Origin of the sequence: Acinetobacter sp. WCHAc060006 (genome assembly GCF_004209135.1) — a bacterium.
Lineage (GTDB): Bacteria > Pseudomonadota > Gammaproteobacteria > Pseudomonadales > Moraxellaceae > Acinetobacter > Acinetobacter cumulans.
Map to the genome: position 1 here is coordinate 68,593 of NZ_SGSS01000015.1, position 15,799 is coordinate 84,391.

Consider the following 15,799-nt stretch of genomic DNA (forward strand, 5'->3'; position numbering starts at 1 on the left):
TTTAAATACCAAAACTTTTACCATGCGGTAAAACAATCGAAAAGTCAGTACATTAGTTTTAACGTTTTTTTTACTCAATGATTAAATCTTCCAAAAAAGAAGCGTATGATGTGCACAATTTATCTTTTGAGTGCTCATTTTATGTCCAGTTGGTTTCCCAAATGGCGTCCGTATAAAGACAGTATTGATGCACGTCCTGTAGGCACTAATGAATATTTGCCCCCTGCACAAAGTGTAGTTTTGGGCATACAACATGCCTTTGCAATGTTTGGGGCAACGGTACTTGCACCCTTCTTAATGGGTTTTGATCCAAACCTCGCAATTTTGATGTCAGGTCTATGTACCGTACTCTTCTTCTTTATGACGGGTGGTCGTGTACCTAGCTATTTAGGTTCAAGTTTTGCCTTTATTGGGGTGGTTATTGCTGCCACAGGCTATGCAGCCTCTGGTACTGGTGCTCCAAATGCCAATATTGCCATGGCTGCTGGCGGGATTATTGCCTGCGGTGTGCTCTACACGATTTTTGGTTTTATCGTGATGGCTACGGGTACACGCTGGATTGAAAAACTTATGCCACCTGTAGTAACAGGTGCTGTAGTAATGATTATTGGTCTTAACCTTGCACCAGTCACTGTTAAAGGCGTAATGGGTAATAACTTTAATATGTGGATGTCATTGGTTACTGTGCTTTGTATGGGTTCTATTGCCGTATTCACCAAAGGCCTTTTACAACGCTTATTACTATTGGTGGGCTTGCTTTCAGCATATTTCATCTACTTTATCGTATCGAATGTAATGGGATATGGCACACCAATCAACTTTACGCCAATCCAACAAGCGGCTTGGTTTGGTATTCCACAGTTCCATTCACCAGAATTTAATGTCAATGCCATGCTAATTATTGCACCGATTGCATTGATTTTAGTGGCTGAAAACTTAGGTCATATTAAAGCAGTTGGCGCAATGACAGGCGAAAACCTCGATCCACATATTGGTAAAGCTTTTGTCGCTGATGGTGTTGCAACGACTTTATCGGGTAGTGTGGGTGGCCCTGGGATGACCACTTATGGTGAAAATATTGGCGTCATGGCGGTTACACGCGTTTATTCAACGATTATTTTTGTTGTCGCGGGTATTTTCGCAATCTTCTTAGGCCTGTCACCAAAATTTGGTGCAATCATTCATACCATTCCGAGTGCGATTTTAACTGGTGCATCTATTGTGGTGTTTGGTTTAATTACCATTGCTGGTGCCAAAATTTGGATTGAAAACAAAGTCGATTTTTCACAAAACAAAAACCTCATGGTAGCTGCGGTTACGATTATTTTAGGTACGGGTGACTTTGCACTACAATTTGGTAGCTTTAACCTAGGTGGTATTGGTACTGCAACTTTCGCAGCCCTTATTCTCAACTGGTTCTTTAGCCTTGCAGACAAATCTAAATAATTGAACAATATTTTAAGCAGCCAAATGGCTGCTTTTTTTATGCCTATAGAGTGCATATTTGGCTTATTCGATATGAGTAAAACCTCTAAAGGTCCAACTTAAAGCGACCTTATAATGCTTCAGGACGACCAAAGTAATAACCTTGGAATGCCGTACAGCCATTGTCTTTGAGTAATTGGAACTGTTCTAAAGTTTCCACACCCTCTGCAACAACGTTTAACTCTAATGCTGCCGCCAAAGCAATAATAGTTTTTACAATCGCTAAATCACGCGGGTTTTCACTAATATGTTCAACAAAAGCGCGGTCAATTTTCAATTGGCGTAGAGGCAACATTCTTAAATAATTTAAAGATGAATACCCTGTCCCAAAGTCATCCATAGAAAAGTTAAAACCCGCTTCAATGAGGCGATGCATTTTAGCGATTGAACTGTCCATGTCGGTATAAAACATACTTTCGGTCAGTTCCAAGCGTAAACGGCTTGGACAAATACCGTATGCATGAACCAACTGAATGACCTCTTGATCAAAATTAATTGCTCTAAATTGCCCGACACTAATATTGACTGAAATTGTCCAATGCGCACATTCGGGGATATCACGCCATGCTTGTAACTGCTGACATGCCATGTTGAGAACTTTTTGACCTACTTCATGAATCATGCTGGATTTTTCAATCTCAGCCATAAAATGTCCAGGTAAAACCAAGCCTTTTTCAGGATGTTGCCAACGAATTAAAGCTTCATAACCAATAATCTGCTGGGAATCATTGACGATTCGTTGATAGTACAGTTCAAACTCGTCATGTTGTAATGCACGACTTAAGTCATTAATTAATTTTGCTTTCAATACAATGCTTTCTTCAATTAAAGGATCAAAAACCGCAATACAATTTTTACCATTGCCTTTGGCATGATACAGCGCCATATCGGCATATTTTAAAAAGGCATTTTCAGATAAATTAAAGTCTTTAAAAATAAATACGCCACTACTGGACGTGGTATGAACACTTTGCTCATTTAAAAAATAGGGTTTATTTAATTCTGTTTTGAGCTTATTCGCCACCTGCAATACCGCGTCATGCGCTTCTTCATATTGCATGGATAAATTCGACACGATCACCAAAAACTCATCGCCACCTAAGCGAATAATCGAATTAGGCTGTGGGGTGTTAAGTAAAAGACGGGTAGCCACCATTTTCAGTAGGCTATCCCCTACACTGTGCCCTAATGTGTCATTAATATTTTTAAAATTATCCAAATCCAGCATGATCATCGCGCTATACATGCCATTGCTACGATTAGAAGCAATTACTTGCTTCATATAATCTTGCATATAGCGCCGATTAGGCAGACTGGTTAACTCGTCATGCAAGGCCATGTAGCGGGCATGATCTTCGGACTGTTTGAGCTGCGTAATATCCGTTCGAATTGCAATGTACTGTTGCAACATGCCGTGCCGATCTTTAAGAGGAACGATCGTGGTGTCCACCCAATACAGTTCACCCTGCTTATTTCGATTACAAATTTCACCATTCCAGATTTTGCCTTGAGCAATGGTGCCCCACATTTGCTTAAAGAAACTACGTGGATGGCAACCTGAATTAATAATTTTATGCGTAGAACCCAGCAATTCCTCACGTGAATATTTAGAAATATCACAGAATTTCTGATTCACATGGGTAATTACGCCTTGAGTATCTGTAATCGCAACAATTGAATGTGCATCAATAGCAACTTGATAGTTTTCAAGCTCATTAACGATCTTGCTATATTGAAATTGGGAATCCATAGGCAATAAAAAGTGACTTTAGTCATGGACATAAGGCATGCATTATTTCATTTTTAATGTGAATGTTAAATGAAATATTAAGCTTATCTGCAAACTATCCCATATTGCAGTAAAAATTTGATTTTTCACTGCAATATGACCTGCCAATTATGGACGTAGCTCCTTTAACTCGCGTTGAATAAAATGATGAATCATTTCGCGATAAATATGCTCAATTAAATTTGGATCTACACCTTGATCTTGTGCCGCACCACGAACTTTCTTAATCACATCTTCCACACGCTCTGGAGATTGTACATCGTGCGTTGTACGTTTAAATCGAACAGCTTGATCGACATAAAACTGACGGGCTGAAATAAGCTCAATTAAAGCATGGTCAATCACATCGATTTGAGCACGCGCCTGTTCCAAATTTTCAACCTTATCTTTCTTCATTCTTCCTTAACTCATTCTCAGCAATGTTTTCACTTTTATACTTCTCTTCTAACACATTACTGAAAATACTTTCAATCATCCATACGCGATATAAGCTATTAAATACATAACTTTGCCCATCAATTCTGAGCTCAAGTACTGGAAAGTCTGGCTGTGATTTCATTTCACAATGCATGTCATTTTCAGCTAATTTACCCACTACATCTTCAGTGCTAAACGTGGTCAGTTCTAATTCTTGTTGTAACTGTTGAAAATGGGGCTTAAATGATAGGTCTTTGCCCTTGCACCATACTGCATGCAAGATTTTGTACATGGCATCAATGCGTTGCTCTTCAGGCACACTGTAGTACAAATTGGCCATCTGCACTGTTGCCTGCTGGTCTGGACGACAGAACGGCGTAAAACTGACTCCCGTTCGTTTAGACAAACGTGTTGCCAAGCCCCAATCAAATAAATCGCGGCCGTGATAACTCAGCGGATAAATATTCAGGCGAATATTATAATAGTCTGCCAGCTCTTCTTTGATATAAGCCAAAAGTAGCCACGAAATCGGATCTTCTAAGGCCACATATAAATCTAGCTCTGGGTCGAGTGCTTGAATTTCATTGAGCTCTTCAGCATCACTAATCAGATGTTCGCGCCATTCGATGTGGTTAATTAAAAAAATAGGATTATCCGTCAGGAGTTTTTGCTGACGCAAACGGCGGGTTAAGCGCAATAAATCATCAACTGCATGATATTTACGCTCCCCAAATTCAAAATAACTGGCCAATACTGGCGTGTCGTTAAAAATACGTTCTTCAAAATGTTGTGCACGATGATGTTTGCTGGCCATGGCATATAAAGTACGTAATTTGCCATCTTGCTTTTGCCACAGCATGTGAAACACATCTTCTAATAAATAGAGAAAATCTTGCCCACGTAAGGGGGTATTTTTTAAGATTGTTTCGGCCTGTAATAAGGCTTCTGGTTTGGGTTGTTCTGGCGTTTCGTGAAAACTAAAGCGATGTTGCTTCGATAAAATTTGCGCATCATTTAAACAATAATTATGCCACTCAGCTTCTGACATGTGATTGGGTGCTTCTGCTGAACGATTAGAAATAATCACCTTAAGCGGTTTTAGTTCATCACTCAAAATGTCTTCTAACTGAGGCAATTGCTGCGCCGTCAAATAACTATAGACATCATCTAAACGCAAATAGACGCTTAAACCTTGCTCTGTGGACAACACCGCTTGACGTGACGGTTTATTGTAAAACCATCCCGATCGGATTGGATCAAACCAACGGCGTAACAGTGACATGAATTTAAGCCTCAATAAACAAAGCCATGCGATCATGATGATATCGCACAGTTTTATCTCCCGATGTGGGAATATGAAATTAGTTTATAACCCTCAGCCAAATTTATAGCAACTCAAGTCACAATGTTCAATGTTTCGCGGGTGGCGGGCAACATCAATCAAATTAGCCGTTGATCATTTGCCCACTAGTTTATCAGTTCAAGCTTCAGATACCTACTTGTAAAATTGCCTGCCACATCTACTACAGCCTAAACTTAGACATAAAAAAGCACGCTTATTTCGCGTGCTTTTTTATGGGTTTATTGAAAGATTAGATCTCTCTTACTGCACCTTTGGCAGCACTTGTAGCATGCATTGCATAAGCTTTGAGTGCTTTCGAAATTTTACGTGGACGCTCTTTCGCAGGCTTCCAACCTTTCGCTTCTTGTTGCGTACGGCGATGCGCCATTGTTGCATCGTCTACTGCCAAGTGAATGGTACGGTTTGGAATATCAATTTCGATACGGTCACCATCTTCAACCAAGGCAATTGCACCGCCTTCAGCTGCTTCAGGAGAAACGTGGCCAATTGAAAGACCTGAAGAACCGCCTGAGAAACGACCATCTGTTACCAGTGCGCAGTCTTTACCTAAGCCTTTCGATTTTAAATAGCTGGTTGGGTAAAGCATTTCTTGCATACCTGGACCGCCTTGCGGGCCTTCGTAGCGGATAAGAACCACATCACCTGCAACGATTTTACCACCTAGGATCGCTTCTACTGCATCATCTTGGCTTTCAAATACGCGTGCTGTGCCGTTGAATTTTAAGATCGATTCATCTACACCCGCAGTTTTTACGATACAGCCATCAAGCGCAATGTTACCGTAAAGCACTGCCAAACCGCCGTCTTTAGAGAAAGCATGTTCTGCATTGCGGATGACGCCCTTTTCACGATCGCCGTCTAAACGTGAGTAGTAACGGTCTTGTGAGAAGGCAGTTTGTGTTGGTACACCGCCTGGCGCAGATTTGAAGAAATTATAAACATCTTCATCTTCAGTGCGGATAATGTCCCACTTATCCAAAGCGTCTTTTAAGGTTGGCTCATGTACAGTACTCACAGAAGTATCTAATAAGCCTGCACGGTCTAATTCACCCAAGATTGACATGATGCCACCTGCACGGTGTACATCTTCCATGTGAACGTCTTGTTTCGCTGGTGCAACTTTACATAGCACAGGTACTTTACGTGATAAACGGTCAATATCGTCCATCGTAAAGTCTACTTCTGCTTCGTGTGCAGCAGCTAAAAGATGCAATACCGTATTGGTTGAACCGCCCATTGCGATGTCTAAAGTCATGGCATTTTCATAGGCTGCTTTAGGAGCAATATTACGCGGTAACACGCTGTAATCATTTTGTTCGTAGTGACGTTTAGTAATCTCTACGATTAACTGACCTGCTTTTTCGAATAATTTTTTACGGTTGGCATGTGTTGCAAGTGTTGAACCATTGCCCGGCAAAGATAAACCTAATGCTTCTGTTAAGCAGTTCATTGAGTTTGCCGTGAACATACCTGAACATGAACCGCATGTTGGACATGCAGAGCGTTCATATTCTTTTACTTCTTCGTCAGTAAAGTTGTCATCAGCCGCTACGATCATGGCATCAACAAGGTCAATTGCATGTTCATTGCCACGGATTTTAACTTTACCCGCTTCCATTGGACCGCCTGATACAAACACCACTGGAATGTTCAAACGCATTGATGCCATTAGCATCCCTGGGGTGATTTTGTCACAGTTAGAGATACATACCATTGCGTCTGCACAGTGTGCATTCACCATGTATTCAACTGAGTCTGCAATCAAGTCACGTGAAGGCAATGAATACAACATGCCGTCATGGCCCATTGCAATACCATCATCGACTGCGATAGTGTTGAATTCTTTGGCTACACCACCTGCTTGTTCAATTTGGCGCGCCACAAGTTGACCTAAGTCTTTGAGATGAACGTGGCCTGGTACGAATTGCGTGAATGAGTTAACGACCGCAATAATTGGCTTGCCGAAGTCTTCGTCTTTCATACCAGTTGCGCGCCATAAGCCACGCGCACCCGCCATGTTTCTTCCGTGTGTCGATGTTTTTGAACGATAATCAGGCATGGTGTTATTCCAACTATGTTTGTGCTGGAGTAAATGATCGCATTTACTCTGGCAAAATCTTTATGATTGTGAGCATGAAAACAGTTTAATTTTAAACATATCATAAAATAAGCTACTGTTATGCAAAGTAGCAGAAAATGCGTGTGACCGCTTAGATATGTCTATAATCGCTTCAATGCAAGCACAATAAATTTCTATCTAAAAACTACTATAACGCTATCATCAATGATTAAATACAAAACTTTCATGAATAATTTTTACAATTTGCATGAGTTTTATTTATATAAATACTGATCCAATGCCATAAAAAAAGCACTCCTCAGAATGCTTTTTTTATATGGTTAAAATTTAAAAGCTTACCAATTTACGGTAACTCGCCGATTGGGCGCTAAACATTGGATTTCACTTGAGCGTTTTAATTGCCCTTCACAGCTTTGGTATTCTCCTGTCGCGCCTTGTGCTGATACATGAATGCGATCAGCAGCAATTCCATTTTGGGTGAGCAATGCCGCCACAGTTTGTGCACGTCGTGCAGATAAATTTTGATTATAAGCAGCATGGCCTTTTCGGTCGGTATAACCTGTAATTTGAATCGGCTGATTACTGTTTTTTAATGCAGCTACCAATTCATTAAATTGAATAGACTGCTGCTCAATCGAGGATGCATCACTACGGTCAAATGCAAATAGAAAGTGAGCTGCATGCTTTTGTGGGCTTGGAGCTGGTACAACAGGAGGCGTTTCATTATTTGCGCCATACTGTGCTAAACCCTGACAAGCCTCGCCATGAATAACGTTCTGCCAAATAGTGTTGATCAAAATCAATTCGTAATTGGCATCTGCGGTAGTTTTGTGTTTCTGGAACTCGAATATCTAAAACATAGTTCCATTGGCGTACCGCAAACAACCCTTCACTAAACTGTGGATTACCCAGTAAGCGTCGAATTTGATCTTTAGTCAGCCCATTATCCAAACGCAGTACATCTGCATATTCATAACGATGCACTTGTTTTAAGTAACTATCTTTTGGCTCTGGAAAAGTCACATCCTCAGAGGCTTGGTTTAAATTTAGGTTTTCATTTGCCCATACTGATGATGCCATACCCACAACGATCAGGCCCATCATCGCAATCTTCTGTGTTCTATTCATTGTTATATTCTCTCTAATTGTTTGAATCTAAGAAAAGTGTAGATATCCCGTGTATTAATCAATCACACCACTGATACCAATTCGAACACTTGGATCACCTTGAGAGGCTGCTGCAACACCACCTGTTAATGACCAGCGACCATTGTCCGCTGTTTTACGTAAGGTCACACCAATTGCATTTTCACCACCGTGATAGGCCGCACCCACTGCATAAGTATATTTACCTGCAATATAAGGTGCGTTTTCTAAGGACATAGCTGCTACAATACCTGCATTTGCTGTTTTCTCTACATCATCAATTCGGTTATTGGTATTACGGAAACTTTGTTCTAAGCGGTCGCCTAACACATCGATTCTGTTATTGATGGTGCTATCCGCCTGATTGAGTGCACCCAACGCATCACCAACATTGTTATAGCTATTACTACCCGAACCATTGTTAATCACATAAGTTGGTGCCGTATAGGTTTTGGTATTGTCGTTATAGGTTGCGCCACCACCAAGGAAACTATTGAAGGCATTATTCGTTGCATTCAATTGTGAACCGTTCACCGCATCTGTAGATGTTGATGAAATGGCCCCCGGTGCAACATTGGTGACTTTATTGCCTCCTGCACTAATGCCACTATCTGTCACGCTCACCACTTTATTCGGGTCAGTATGAGCAATGGTGATGCCGTTGTTATTCACACTGGTGTTGCCAGCTTTGAACTCATTTGCGCTGACATTTCCACCGACACTCACGTTGTTGCTGACATTCACATTATCAAAATTAACATCCTTCGCCGTTGCAACTTGATAGTTCGTAGAACCATCGGTATTGGTCGATGGTGTAACGACAATATTTGCACCTTGTGTCACTGTGGTTTTGGCTTTGGTGGCTGCCGTATTTACGCTCGAAATTGCATCATTAATATTAGACCTCTTGCGAAAGTCCTTATTGCGAGTTTATTCGGTTTACCAGTGCAGCAATTAAGTTAATGCGTAAACCGAATCTTTTCCGTCTATTTCGATAGCGCTCACTCAATATTCTAAATGTTTTCAATTGACTATTGATGTGTTCGATCACAACTCGTATTTTTCCAATCAGTTTATTGTAATTTTTCTCAACACTAAATAAGGGGAAATTCTTCTTTTTCTTTATGGGCATCAATAATTTAAAGCCATGTTGCTCTAATCCGTAATACCCTAAATCGGTCATAACATATTCACAATGTTTAAATTTCTTAACCGTTTTTCTTGCCAGTGTAATGTCATGCTGACTGCCATTCGATATATCTAGCCCTATGATTTGTTTACTCTTCGGATGATAGATCACTTGAGCTTTTAGCGTATGTTTCTTTTTTTACCACTATAGAACTTACTCTGATTTTTTTTCGGGCGTTCGATTGAACATTCTGTCGCATCAATAATGACCCAGTTAAAGTGTTCTTCTACTGTGGTTATGCTTCGTTTTGGCAGGGTAAAACGTCTTGATTTCATCAATGCATTTTCAACTTTTTTAATCGTCCGATTCACATTACTTTCAGCAATATGGTAATTTGCCGCTAATTCCAGTTGAGTGCTGTAGTTTCGTAAGTAATTGAGAGTTAATAACAATTGATCCTCTATATCTAAAGTATGAGGTTGACCTGATTTCTTTTTGAGTGATTCTGCTTTTTCTAGAACGTCTACCATCTCAGTAAAAACTTGTCGAGGCACGCCAACCAAGCGTTTGAATTCAGAATCTGAAAAACGATTTAATTTCTGATATCTCATGAAATTTATATGGATGTGATTTTTACTTTCGCAAGAGATACCGTCTGAAACGTCAAGCAAATTATTGAGAATTCATGCTCAATAATCCGCTTGATAAGGTTGTTGGTGTTTGAGTACACCATAACAAAGATGAACCAACTTCCTCATCGCAGCTCCAATCGCCATCATTTTGGTTTTACCATTGGCCAATAATCTTTCATTCATCCCTCTAATGTGGGGATTATGCCGAGTTGCGACAATGGCTGCCATATATAAACCGGCACGTATTTTGGAAGAGCCCGCTTTGGATAAACGGCTTCTGCCATGAATGGAGCTACCTGATTGCTTTTGAATGGGGACCAAGCCAACAAAGGCGGCCGCTTGACTAGCGCTTTCAAAAGTATGGCTGCGCAAGAAACTAAGCATTAATAAACTGGTTCGATCTGCAATAGCTGGAATACTGCTGAGCAGTTCTTTATCATTTCTTAAATCAGGATTCTGATCGATATGAGCATCAATTTGCTGGTCGATACCCTGAATGTGCTTGTTTAACTGCCTAATACTCTTATGGATAGACTAAAGTACAGGTTCCATCGTGAAGGTAGACTCTGCTTTTTCCAAACGATTCTTTTCACGTTGTAAATCTTCACAAAGCACAGCTCTTCTATCTAGCAAAGCATTCAGAAATTGAATAGGTTGGGGTAAAGGTTGCCAAAAATGTAGATCGGCAGTCATCGCAAATCGAGCTAGAACTTCACTATCCACCTTGTCTGTTTTATTTAGCTTAGACATACTCTGAGCAAAATATCGAGCTCTGGCAGGATTGGTTACACAGACTTGATAGTCCGCATCAAATAAATATTTAGCCAAGAGTTCATGATAAATAGATGTGGCTTCCATTAAGATAATGGTCTGCGTAGAAGTTGCAGCATGCTACTTTAGCCAGGTTTGAAGTTGCTCAAAACCTTTTGGCGTATTTGAAAAAGTTTTGGTTTTCTTTTTACTTGCAGAATTTTCTAAAATTAAACAGCAATCAATTTTAGCTTTAGCAACATCAATACCAAGATAAAACATAATCTTTACCTGCTTTATTTATCCAATTATTGTTTTAGCATAACCACCGTCTTTTCTTGTGAATACTGCATCAAAGTGCTTAGTTACCGTCCAGAGTTGTGCAAGTGGTTAGGGCAAATTGTAGGTTTTATCTCTTTCACAGACTAAAAGTCTTAGGTCTATTACAAACTCTACAATTTGCATATAGTGGAAGCTAATCACTACAAGCTCCAAGATACAAGGTCTATTAATCAAAACTATAAATTTCGAGTTTGGTATAATAGAGCTCACTTCATTTTTTGAGCGTGTTCACGTTGAAAATCATCTTTGCAGGCACGCCCGAATTTGCGGCCGTAGCTTTGGACGCATTATTAAAAACAGAACATGAAATTGTTGCGGTTTACACCCAACCTGACCGTAAAGCTGGTCGCGGTCAAAAACTCACTGCATCTCCAGTGAAACAGTTAGCACTTGAGAACAGCATTCCGGTATATCAACCTTTACATTTTAAATCTTCTACTGAAGACGGCTTAGCAGCTCAAGCAGAACTTCGTGCTCACAACGCAGATGTTATGGTGGTTGCAGCTTATGGTTTGATTCTCCCTCAAGCTGTTTTAGACATGCCTAAATATGGTTGCTTGAATATTCATGGTTCTTTGCTTCCACGCTGGCGCGGTGCAGCACCTATTCAGCGTGCTATCAGCACAGGTGATGCCGAAACTGGTGTAACCATTATGAAAATGGCAGCTGGTTTAGATACGGGTGATATGATGCTGAAAACCATCTGTCCGATTGAAGCTTCAGATACTTCTGCTACTTTGCACGACAAATTGGCGCAACAAGGTGCAGAAGCCACTGTTCAAGTCTTGGCTTCCGAAGCAAGCCTGCAGCGTTATTTGGCTGAACGAGAAGTGCAAGATGAAGCATTAACAGTCTATGCACACAAGCTTTCTAAAGCTGAAGCGCAAATTAACTGGTCTGAAACAGCGGTACAAATTGACCGTAACATTCGTGCCTTTAACCCATGGCCTGTGGCTTTTATTGCGCTAGATGAAAGCAATAATCTGCGTGTTTGGGGCTCTATGCTGTCAAATGTAGATGCTTCAGGCAAAACAGCTGGCACCATTTTAAATATAGACAAGCAAGGCGTTCACGTTGCTTGCGGCGATGAAAAAGCGATTTGCCTGACCAGTCTTCAATGGCCGGGTGGCAAAGCCCTCAACCCCGTTCAAATTAACCAAACTCAAAAACTTCAGGTAGGACAAATTCTCCCATGAGTCAGCCACAACCGGGAACTTCCCACCTTAATTTACGCGCTCAAGTGATTCGTACTTTATTGGCCGTCCATCAAGGTCAATCTCTTGCTAGCGTGCTCCCAATTCATTTACAAAAAGTCGCGGATCGTGATCGTGCACTTTTTCATGAATTAGTACTGGGTTCACTACGCCAGTGGTATAGCTTAAAAAGTATTACTTTGCCGTTACTGACAAAATCAGATAACAACGAAACCGTCGAAACCTGCATATATGTAGGTATTTACCAACTGCTTTGCACACGACTTGCACCACATGGGGTAATTTCTGAAACTGTTGAAGCTGTAAAGCAATTGGGTTATGGCCCACTCAGTGGTTTGGTTAATGCGGTGCTGCGCCGTGTTTCACGTGAAACAACGCATTTTCAAGAAGAACTCGCTCACGCGCATGGTCTACCAAGTTGGTTATTTAAACGCTTGAAAAAAGACTGGGGCGAAGAAACCCTTGAAAAATTATGTTGGGATTTAAAACAAATTGCCCCACTCACACTCCGTGTCAACGACAGTGCAGTGAGCCGTGGTGACTTCTTAGACATTTTAACCGAACACAATATTGCTGCCCGTGCATGTGAACTTTCAGATGTTGGGATCGTGCTCGAGCAAGCTGTTCAAATTCCAAACCTTCCTGGCTTTGAAGATGGCGGTTTTTCTGTACAAGATGAGCACGCTCAGCTCTGCGCACAAATTTTGCCAAACTTAGATGGCAAAGTGGTGGTAGATGCATGTGCAGCACCAGGTGGTAAAACAGCACATTTACTTGAACGCTTTGACCTGAAAAAGTTATATGCCATTGATCAAGATTCAAAACGCTTATTACGCGTTTCTGAAAATCTAGAACGCCTTCAATTGACACAGCACGCGGATGTTGAAATTTTGACAGCCGATGCGACCAACTGGATTGTACCTGAAGCTGTCGATTGTATCGTTCTAGATGCACCATGCTCGGCGATTGGTGTAATGCGCCGCCATCCAGATATTCGCTTACTGCGCCAATCAAGTGATATTGCTCAAACCGTTGCGTTGCAAAAAGAAATTTTGCAACACATGTGGCAACAAGTGAAAGCTGGTGGCCACTTGCTCTACATCACTTGTTCAATTTTAAAAGCGGAAAATGAACAGCAGATGGTTGATTTTTTTGCAACGCATGCAGATGCTCAAGAAATTAAAATTGATGCAGATTGGGGAATTGAACAAATCCACGGTCGTCAATTGTTACCACAGCAAGCGAAAGGCGATGGTTTCTATTATTGCTTGATCCAAAAATCGTAATTTTTTGAATCAGTAAATTAAAAAAGGGAATCCTTATGGATTCCCTTTTTTTTAAATAAGATAATTAATCATCTTCCTCATCTGGATGTTTCACAAGATGAACAGTCGCCAAAACTAACCCACCCCAAAGTAATACCATAGAAATAATCATCATAATCATTGCAGATGTATTCATATCATTTCTCCTCAACTACTTTATCTTTGAAACAGGCCAATACAATCGCACCAAGAATTAAGAATGCCATCGTACCGCCACCTACAATCCATAAAATATGCGATGCATAACCACCATAGCCTTCAAGCATAATCGACTTAAAAGTCAACACAAGTGCAACTAATAAAGATAATGGTGTAATCACGGTAACAAGGAAATTCCAACCTTTACCTAATTTAATACTTGAGTATTCATTCACATGTGCTTGTAATTGTTGCAACAATGGACGACGGAACCAAGAAACCAAAATAATAGACAATAAACCACCACCAACAATACCAATGTTATTGGCAAAGTAATCAATGATATCTACAAATGTAATTGCGCTATGAGTCGAGAAAATAAGCGTAGATACAACTGCTGAACCACCAGCAATAATCGTTACAGACTTCTTACGCGACCAAGCCAATTTATCTTGAAAAGAAGCAATCGGCACTTCCAAAATACTTACCATGGAAGTAATACCAGCAACAACCAATGATGCAAAGAACAAGAAACCAAATAGATCGCCGCCAGCACCCATACTTGAAATAATTTTAGGGAAAGCAATAAATGCTAGACCAATACCGCCAGATACAACATCTTGTACACTTGCCCCAGCACTATGTGCCATAAAGCCAAGCGCTGCAAATACACCAATACCTGCTAAAATTTCAAATGAAGAATTCGCTAAAGCTACAACGACACCAGATCCAGTTAAATTAGTCTTCTTCTTTAAATACGATGCATAGGTCAGCATGATGCCGAAGCCCACTGACAACGAAAAGAAAATATGACCAAAGGCAGCTAACCAAACTTTATAATTGGTCATTGCATCCCAATTTGGCGTAAAGAAAGCATTTAAACCCTCTGTTGCACCAGGCAAACGTACAGCTTGAATCACTAAAATGGTAAATAAAATCACTAATAACGGCATAAAGATTTTATTTGCTAATTCAACGCCACGACGCACACCGCCATATAGGATGAACATCACTACAGCCCAAACAGCAACCAAACCAAAGAATAAGGTCGGTACAAAACCTAAAGCTAAGCCTTCGCCATTTTGTAAATATGTCGAAAAGAAAAAGGCTTGCGTATCAGCTCCCCATTTTTGCCCAAATGAATAGAACATATAACTGCCAGCCCATGACAGTACACTGGCATAATAAATACCAATCACCAATGTCACCATGACTTGCCACCAGCCTAGAGACTCAGCGTTCATAAGTTTCTTATAAGCCGTTGGTGGCGCTTTACGAAATTTATGGCCTACCGCATAGTCCAAGAATAATAATGGTAAACCTGCAGCAAAAATTGCAATTAAATAAGGAACTAAAAATGCCCCGCCACCATTTTCATACGCTACGTATGGAAAACGCCAAATATTACCTAAACCTACTGCAGAACCAATAGCTGCAATAATAAACCCTGATCGTGCAGACCAGTTCTCACGATTATCCGACATACAACACCTAAACCTTAGGCCCTTTTACATGCAACTTATTGTGGTTATATCGTTAACATCAAAAGACCATAAAACTAATTTTTGTTGTTTGATTCAGATACACACCTTTTGAGCATGCTCGTCTAAATGACAAACAGACCAATTTATAGAAAAAACTTGGTTAAAATTTTGAAAATAAATCGTCTTTATATGCCTTTAACAATACCCACTTTTTTCAAAAAATTCTGTAATTTCTACACAAAACATTCTACTTTTATAATATATTGCGACTGAATGATCACTAAAACAGCTCAATTTTTAAACATTTTATTTTATAAATACTATAACTTTTTAGAATACTAAATCTTTAAAAATAACACGTCTACCGAATGATTCATGTCAACAAGCTTAAAACTGTACTTGATTTTAAATCATTATCTTTATTTTCAATTTATAAACATTCATTTACTGAGTTTTCATCAACTTACAAACCTGTAAATGAACAATCTATGCATATATTTCAATA

The 15,799-nt window shown here is 40.1% G+C and carries 10 protein-coding genes and 3 pseudogenes; 3 read left to right on the forward strand and 10 right to left on the reverse strand.

The annotated features are described in order from the left end of the window. Positions 1-141: 141 nt before the first annotated feature. On the forward strand, positions 142-1,446 hold the full coding sequence (locus EXE29_RS10385) for a solute carrier family 23 protein (protein WP_117007680.1): 1,305 nt from the start codon (positions 142-144) through the stop codon (positions 1,444-1,446). A 109-nt stretch (positions 1,447-1,555) separates the two neighbouring features. Here EXE29_RS10385 and EXE29_RS10390 read toward each other — a convergent pair whose 3' ends face one another. The 8 genes and pseudogenes from EXE29_RS10390 to EXE29_RS10425 form a co-directional block, all read right to left on the reverse strand. Beyond that, positions 1,556-3,235 carry a putative bifunctional diguanylate cyclase/phosphodiesterase gene (locus tag EXE29_RS10390; protein ID WP_120364605.1) on the reverse strand — a complete coding sequence of 560 codons (1,680 nt, stop codon included), beginning with the start codon at positions 3,233-3,235 and terminating at the stop codon, positions 1,556-1,558. 147 nt (positions 3,236-3,382) lie between these two features. Then, positions 3,383-3,670: a chorismate mutase gene (locus EXE29_RS10395; RefSeq protein WP_106986452.1), complete on the reverse strand. Its 288-nt coding sequence runs from the start codon at positions 3,668-3,670 to the stop codon at positions 3,383-3,385. Continuing rightward, positions 3,657-4,973, reverse strand: a complete 1,317-nt coding sequence (locus EXE29_RS10400; RefSeq protein WP_120364606.1) for a hypothetical protein — start codon at positions 4,971-4,973, stop codon at positions 3,657-3,659. Before EXE29_RS10400 ends, EXE29_RS10395 begins: the two co-directional genes overlap by 14 nt. A gap of 310 nt (positions 4,974-5,283) precedes the next feature. Further along, the gene (gene ilvD, locus EXE29_RS10405) at positions 5,284-7,113 is read right to left on the reverse strand and encodes a dihydroxy-acid dehydratase (protein WP_106986450.1); all 1,830 of its coding nucleotides are present in this window, start codon (positions 7,111-7,113) and stop codon (positions 5,284-5,286) included. Between the two features lie 356 nt (positions 7,114-7,469). After that, positions 7,470-8,262: pseudogene (gene tpgA, locus EXE29_RS10410) on the reverse strand (trimeric autotransporter adhesin/peptidogylcan-associated protein TpgA). 54 nt (positions 8,263-8,316) lie between these two features. After that, a pseudogene (locus tag EXE29_RS10415) lies at positions 8,317-9,183 on the reverse strand (YadA-like family protein); the annotation flags it as partial. A gap of 16 nt (positions 9,184-9,199) precedes the next feature. Continuing rightward, a protein-coding gene (locus EXE29_RS10420; RefSeq protein WP_120364608.1) for an IS5 family transposase occupies positions 9,200-10,020 on the reverse strand; the annotation gives its coding sequence in 2 pieces (ribosomal slippage) (positions 9,200-9,609 and positions 9,609-10,020; 822 coding nt in all). Between the two features lie 78 nt (positions 10,021-10,098). After that, positions 10,099-11,073 (reverse strand): annotated as a pseudogene (locus EXE29_RS10425) (IS110 family RNA-guided transposase). A gap of 293 nt (positions 11,074-11,366) precedes the next feature. Here EXE29_RS10425 and fmt point away from each other — a divergent pair. Beyond that, complete coding sequence (gene fmt, locus EXE29_RS10430; RefSeq protein ID WP_106986447.1) at positions 11,367-12,329, forward strand: methionyl-tRNA formyltransferase; 963 nt, start codon at positions 11,367-11,369, stop codon at positions 12,327-12,329. Then, positions 12,326-13,633: a 16S rRNA (cytosine(967)-C(5))-methyltransferase RsmB gene (gene rsmB, locus EXE29_RS10435; RefSeq protein WP_120364609.1), complete on the forward strand. Its 1,308-nt coding sequence runs from the start codon at positions 12,326-12,328 to the stop codon at positions 13,631-13,633. The genes fmt and rsmB overlap by 4 nt, the downstream gene beginning before the upstream one ends. Before the next feature lie 64 nt (positions 13,634-13,697). Here rsmB and EXE29_RS10440 read toward each other — a convergent pair whose 3' ends face one another. Further along, positions 13,698-13,808 carry a methionine/alanine import family NSS transporter small subunit gene (locus EXE29_RS10440; protein ID WP_120364610.1) on the reverse strand — a complete coding sequence of 37 codons (111 nt, stop codon included), beginning with the start codon at positions 13,806-13,808 and terminating at the stop codon, positions 13,698-13,700. A gap of 1 nt (position 13,809) precedes the next feature. Further along, positions 13,810-15,294: a sodium-dependent transporter gene (locus EXE29_RS10445; RefSeq protein WP_106986768.1), complete on the reverse strand. Its 1,485-nt coding sequence runs from the start codon at positions 15,292-15,294 to the stop codon at positions 13,810-13,812. Positions 15,295-15,799 lie beyond the last annotated feature (505 nt).

Excerpts from the sequence above, each read along its gene's own strand:
- EXE29_RS10385 (WP_117007680.1), top strand. The coding sequence starts at position 142 with ATGTCCAGTTGGTTTCCCAAATGGCGTCCGTATAAAGACAGTATTGAT.
- EXE29_RS10395 (WP_106986452.1), bottom strand. The coding sequence starts at position 3,670 with ATGAAGAAAGATAAGGTTGAAAATTTGGAACAGGCGCGTGCTCAAATC.
- EXE29_RS10390 (WP_120364605.1), bottom strand. The coding sequence starts at position 3,235 with ATGGATTCCCAATTTCAATATAGCAAGATCGTTAATGAGCTTGAAAAC.
- EXE29_RS10445 (WP_106986768.1), bottom strand. The coding sequence starts at position 15,294 with ATGTCGGATAATCGTGAGAACTGGTCTGCACGATCAGGGTTTATTATT.
- EXE29_RS10440 (WP_120364610.1), bottom strand. The coding sequence starts at position 13,808 with ATGAATACATCTGCAATGATTATGATGATTATTTCTATGGTATTACTT.
- EXE29_RS10400 (WP_120364606.1), bottom strand. The coding sequence starts at position 4,973 with ATGTCACTGTTACGCCGTTGGTTTGATCCAATCCGATCGGGATGGTTT.
- ilvD (WP_106986450.1), bottom strand. The coding sequence starts at position 7,113 with ATGCCTGATTATCGTTCAAAAACATCGACACACGGAAGAAACATGGCG.
- rsmB (WP_120364609.1), top strand. The coding sequence starts at position 12,326 with ATGAGTCAGCCACAACCGGGAACTTCCCACCTTAATTTACGCGCTCAA.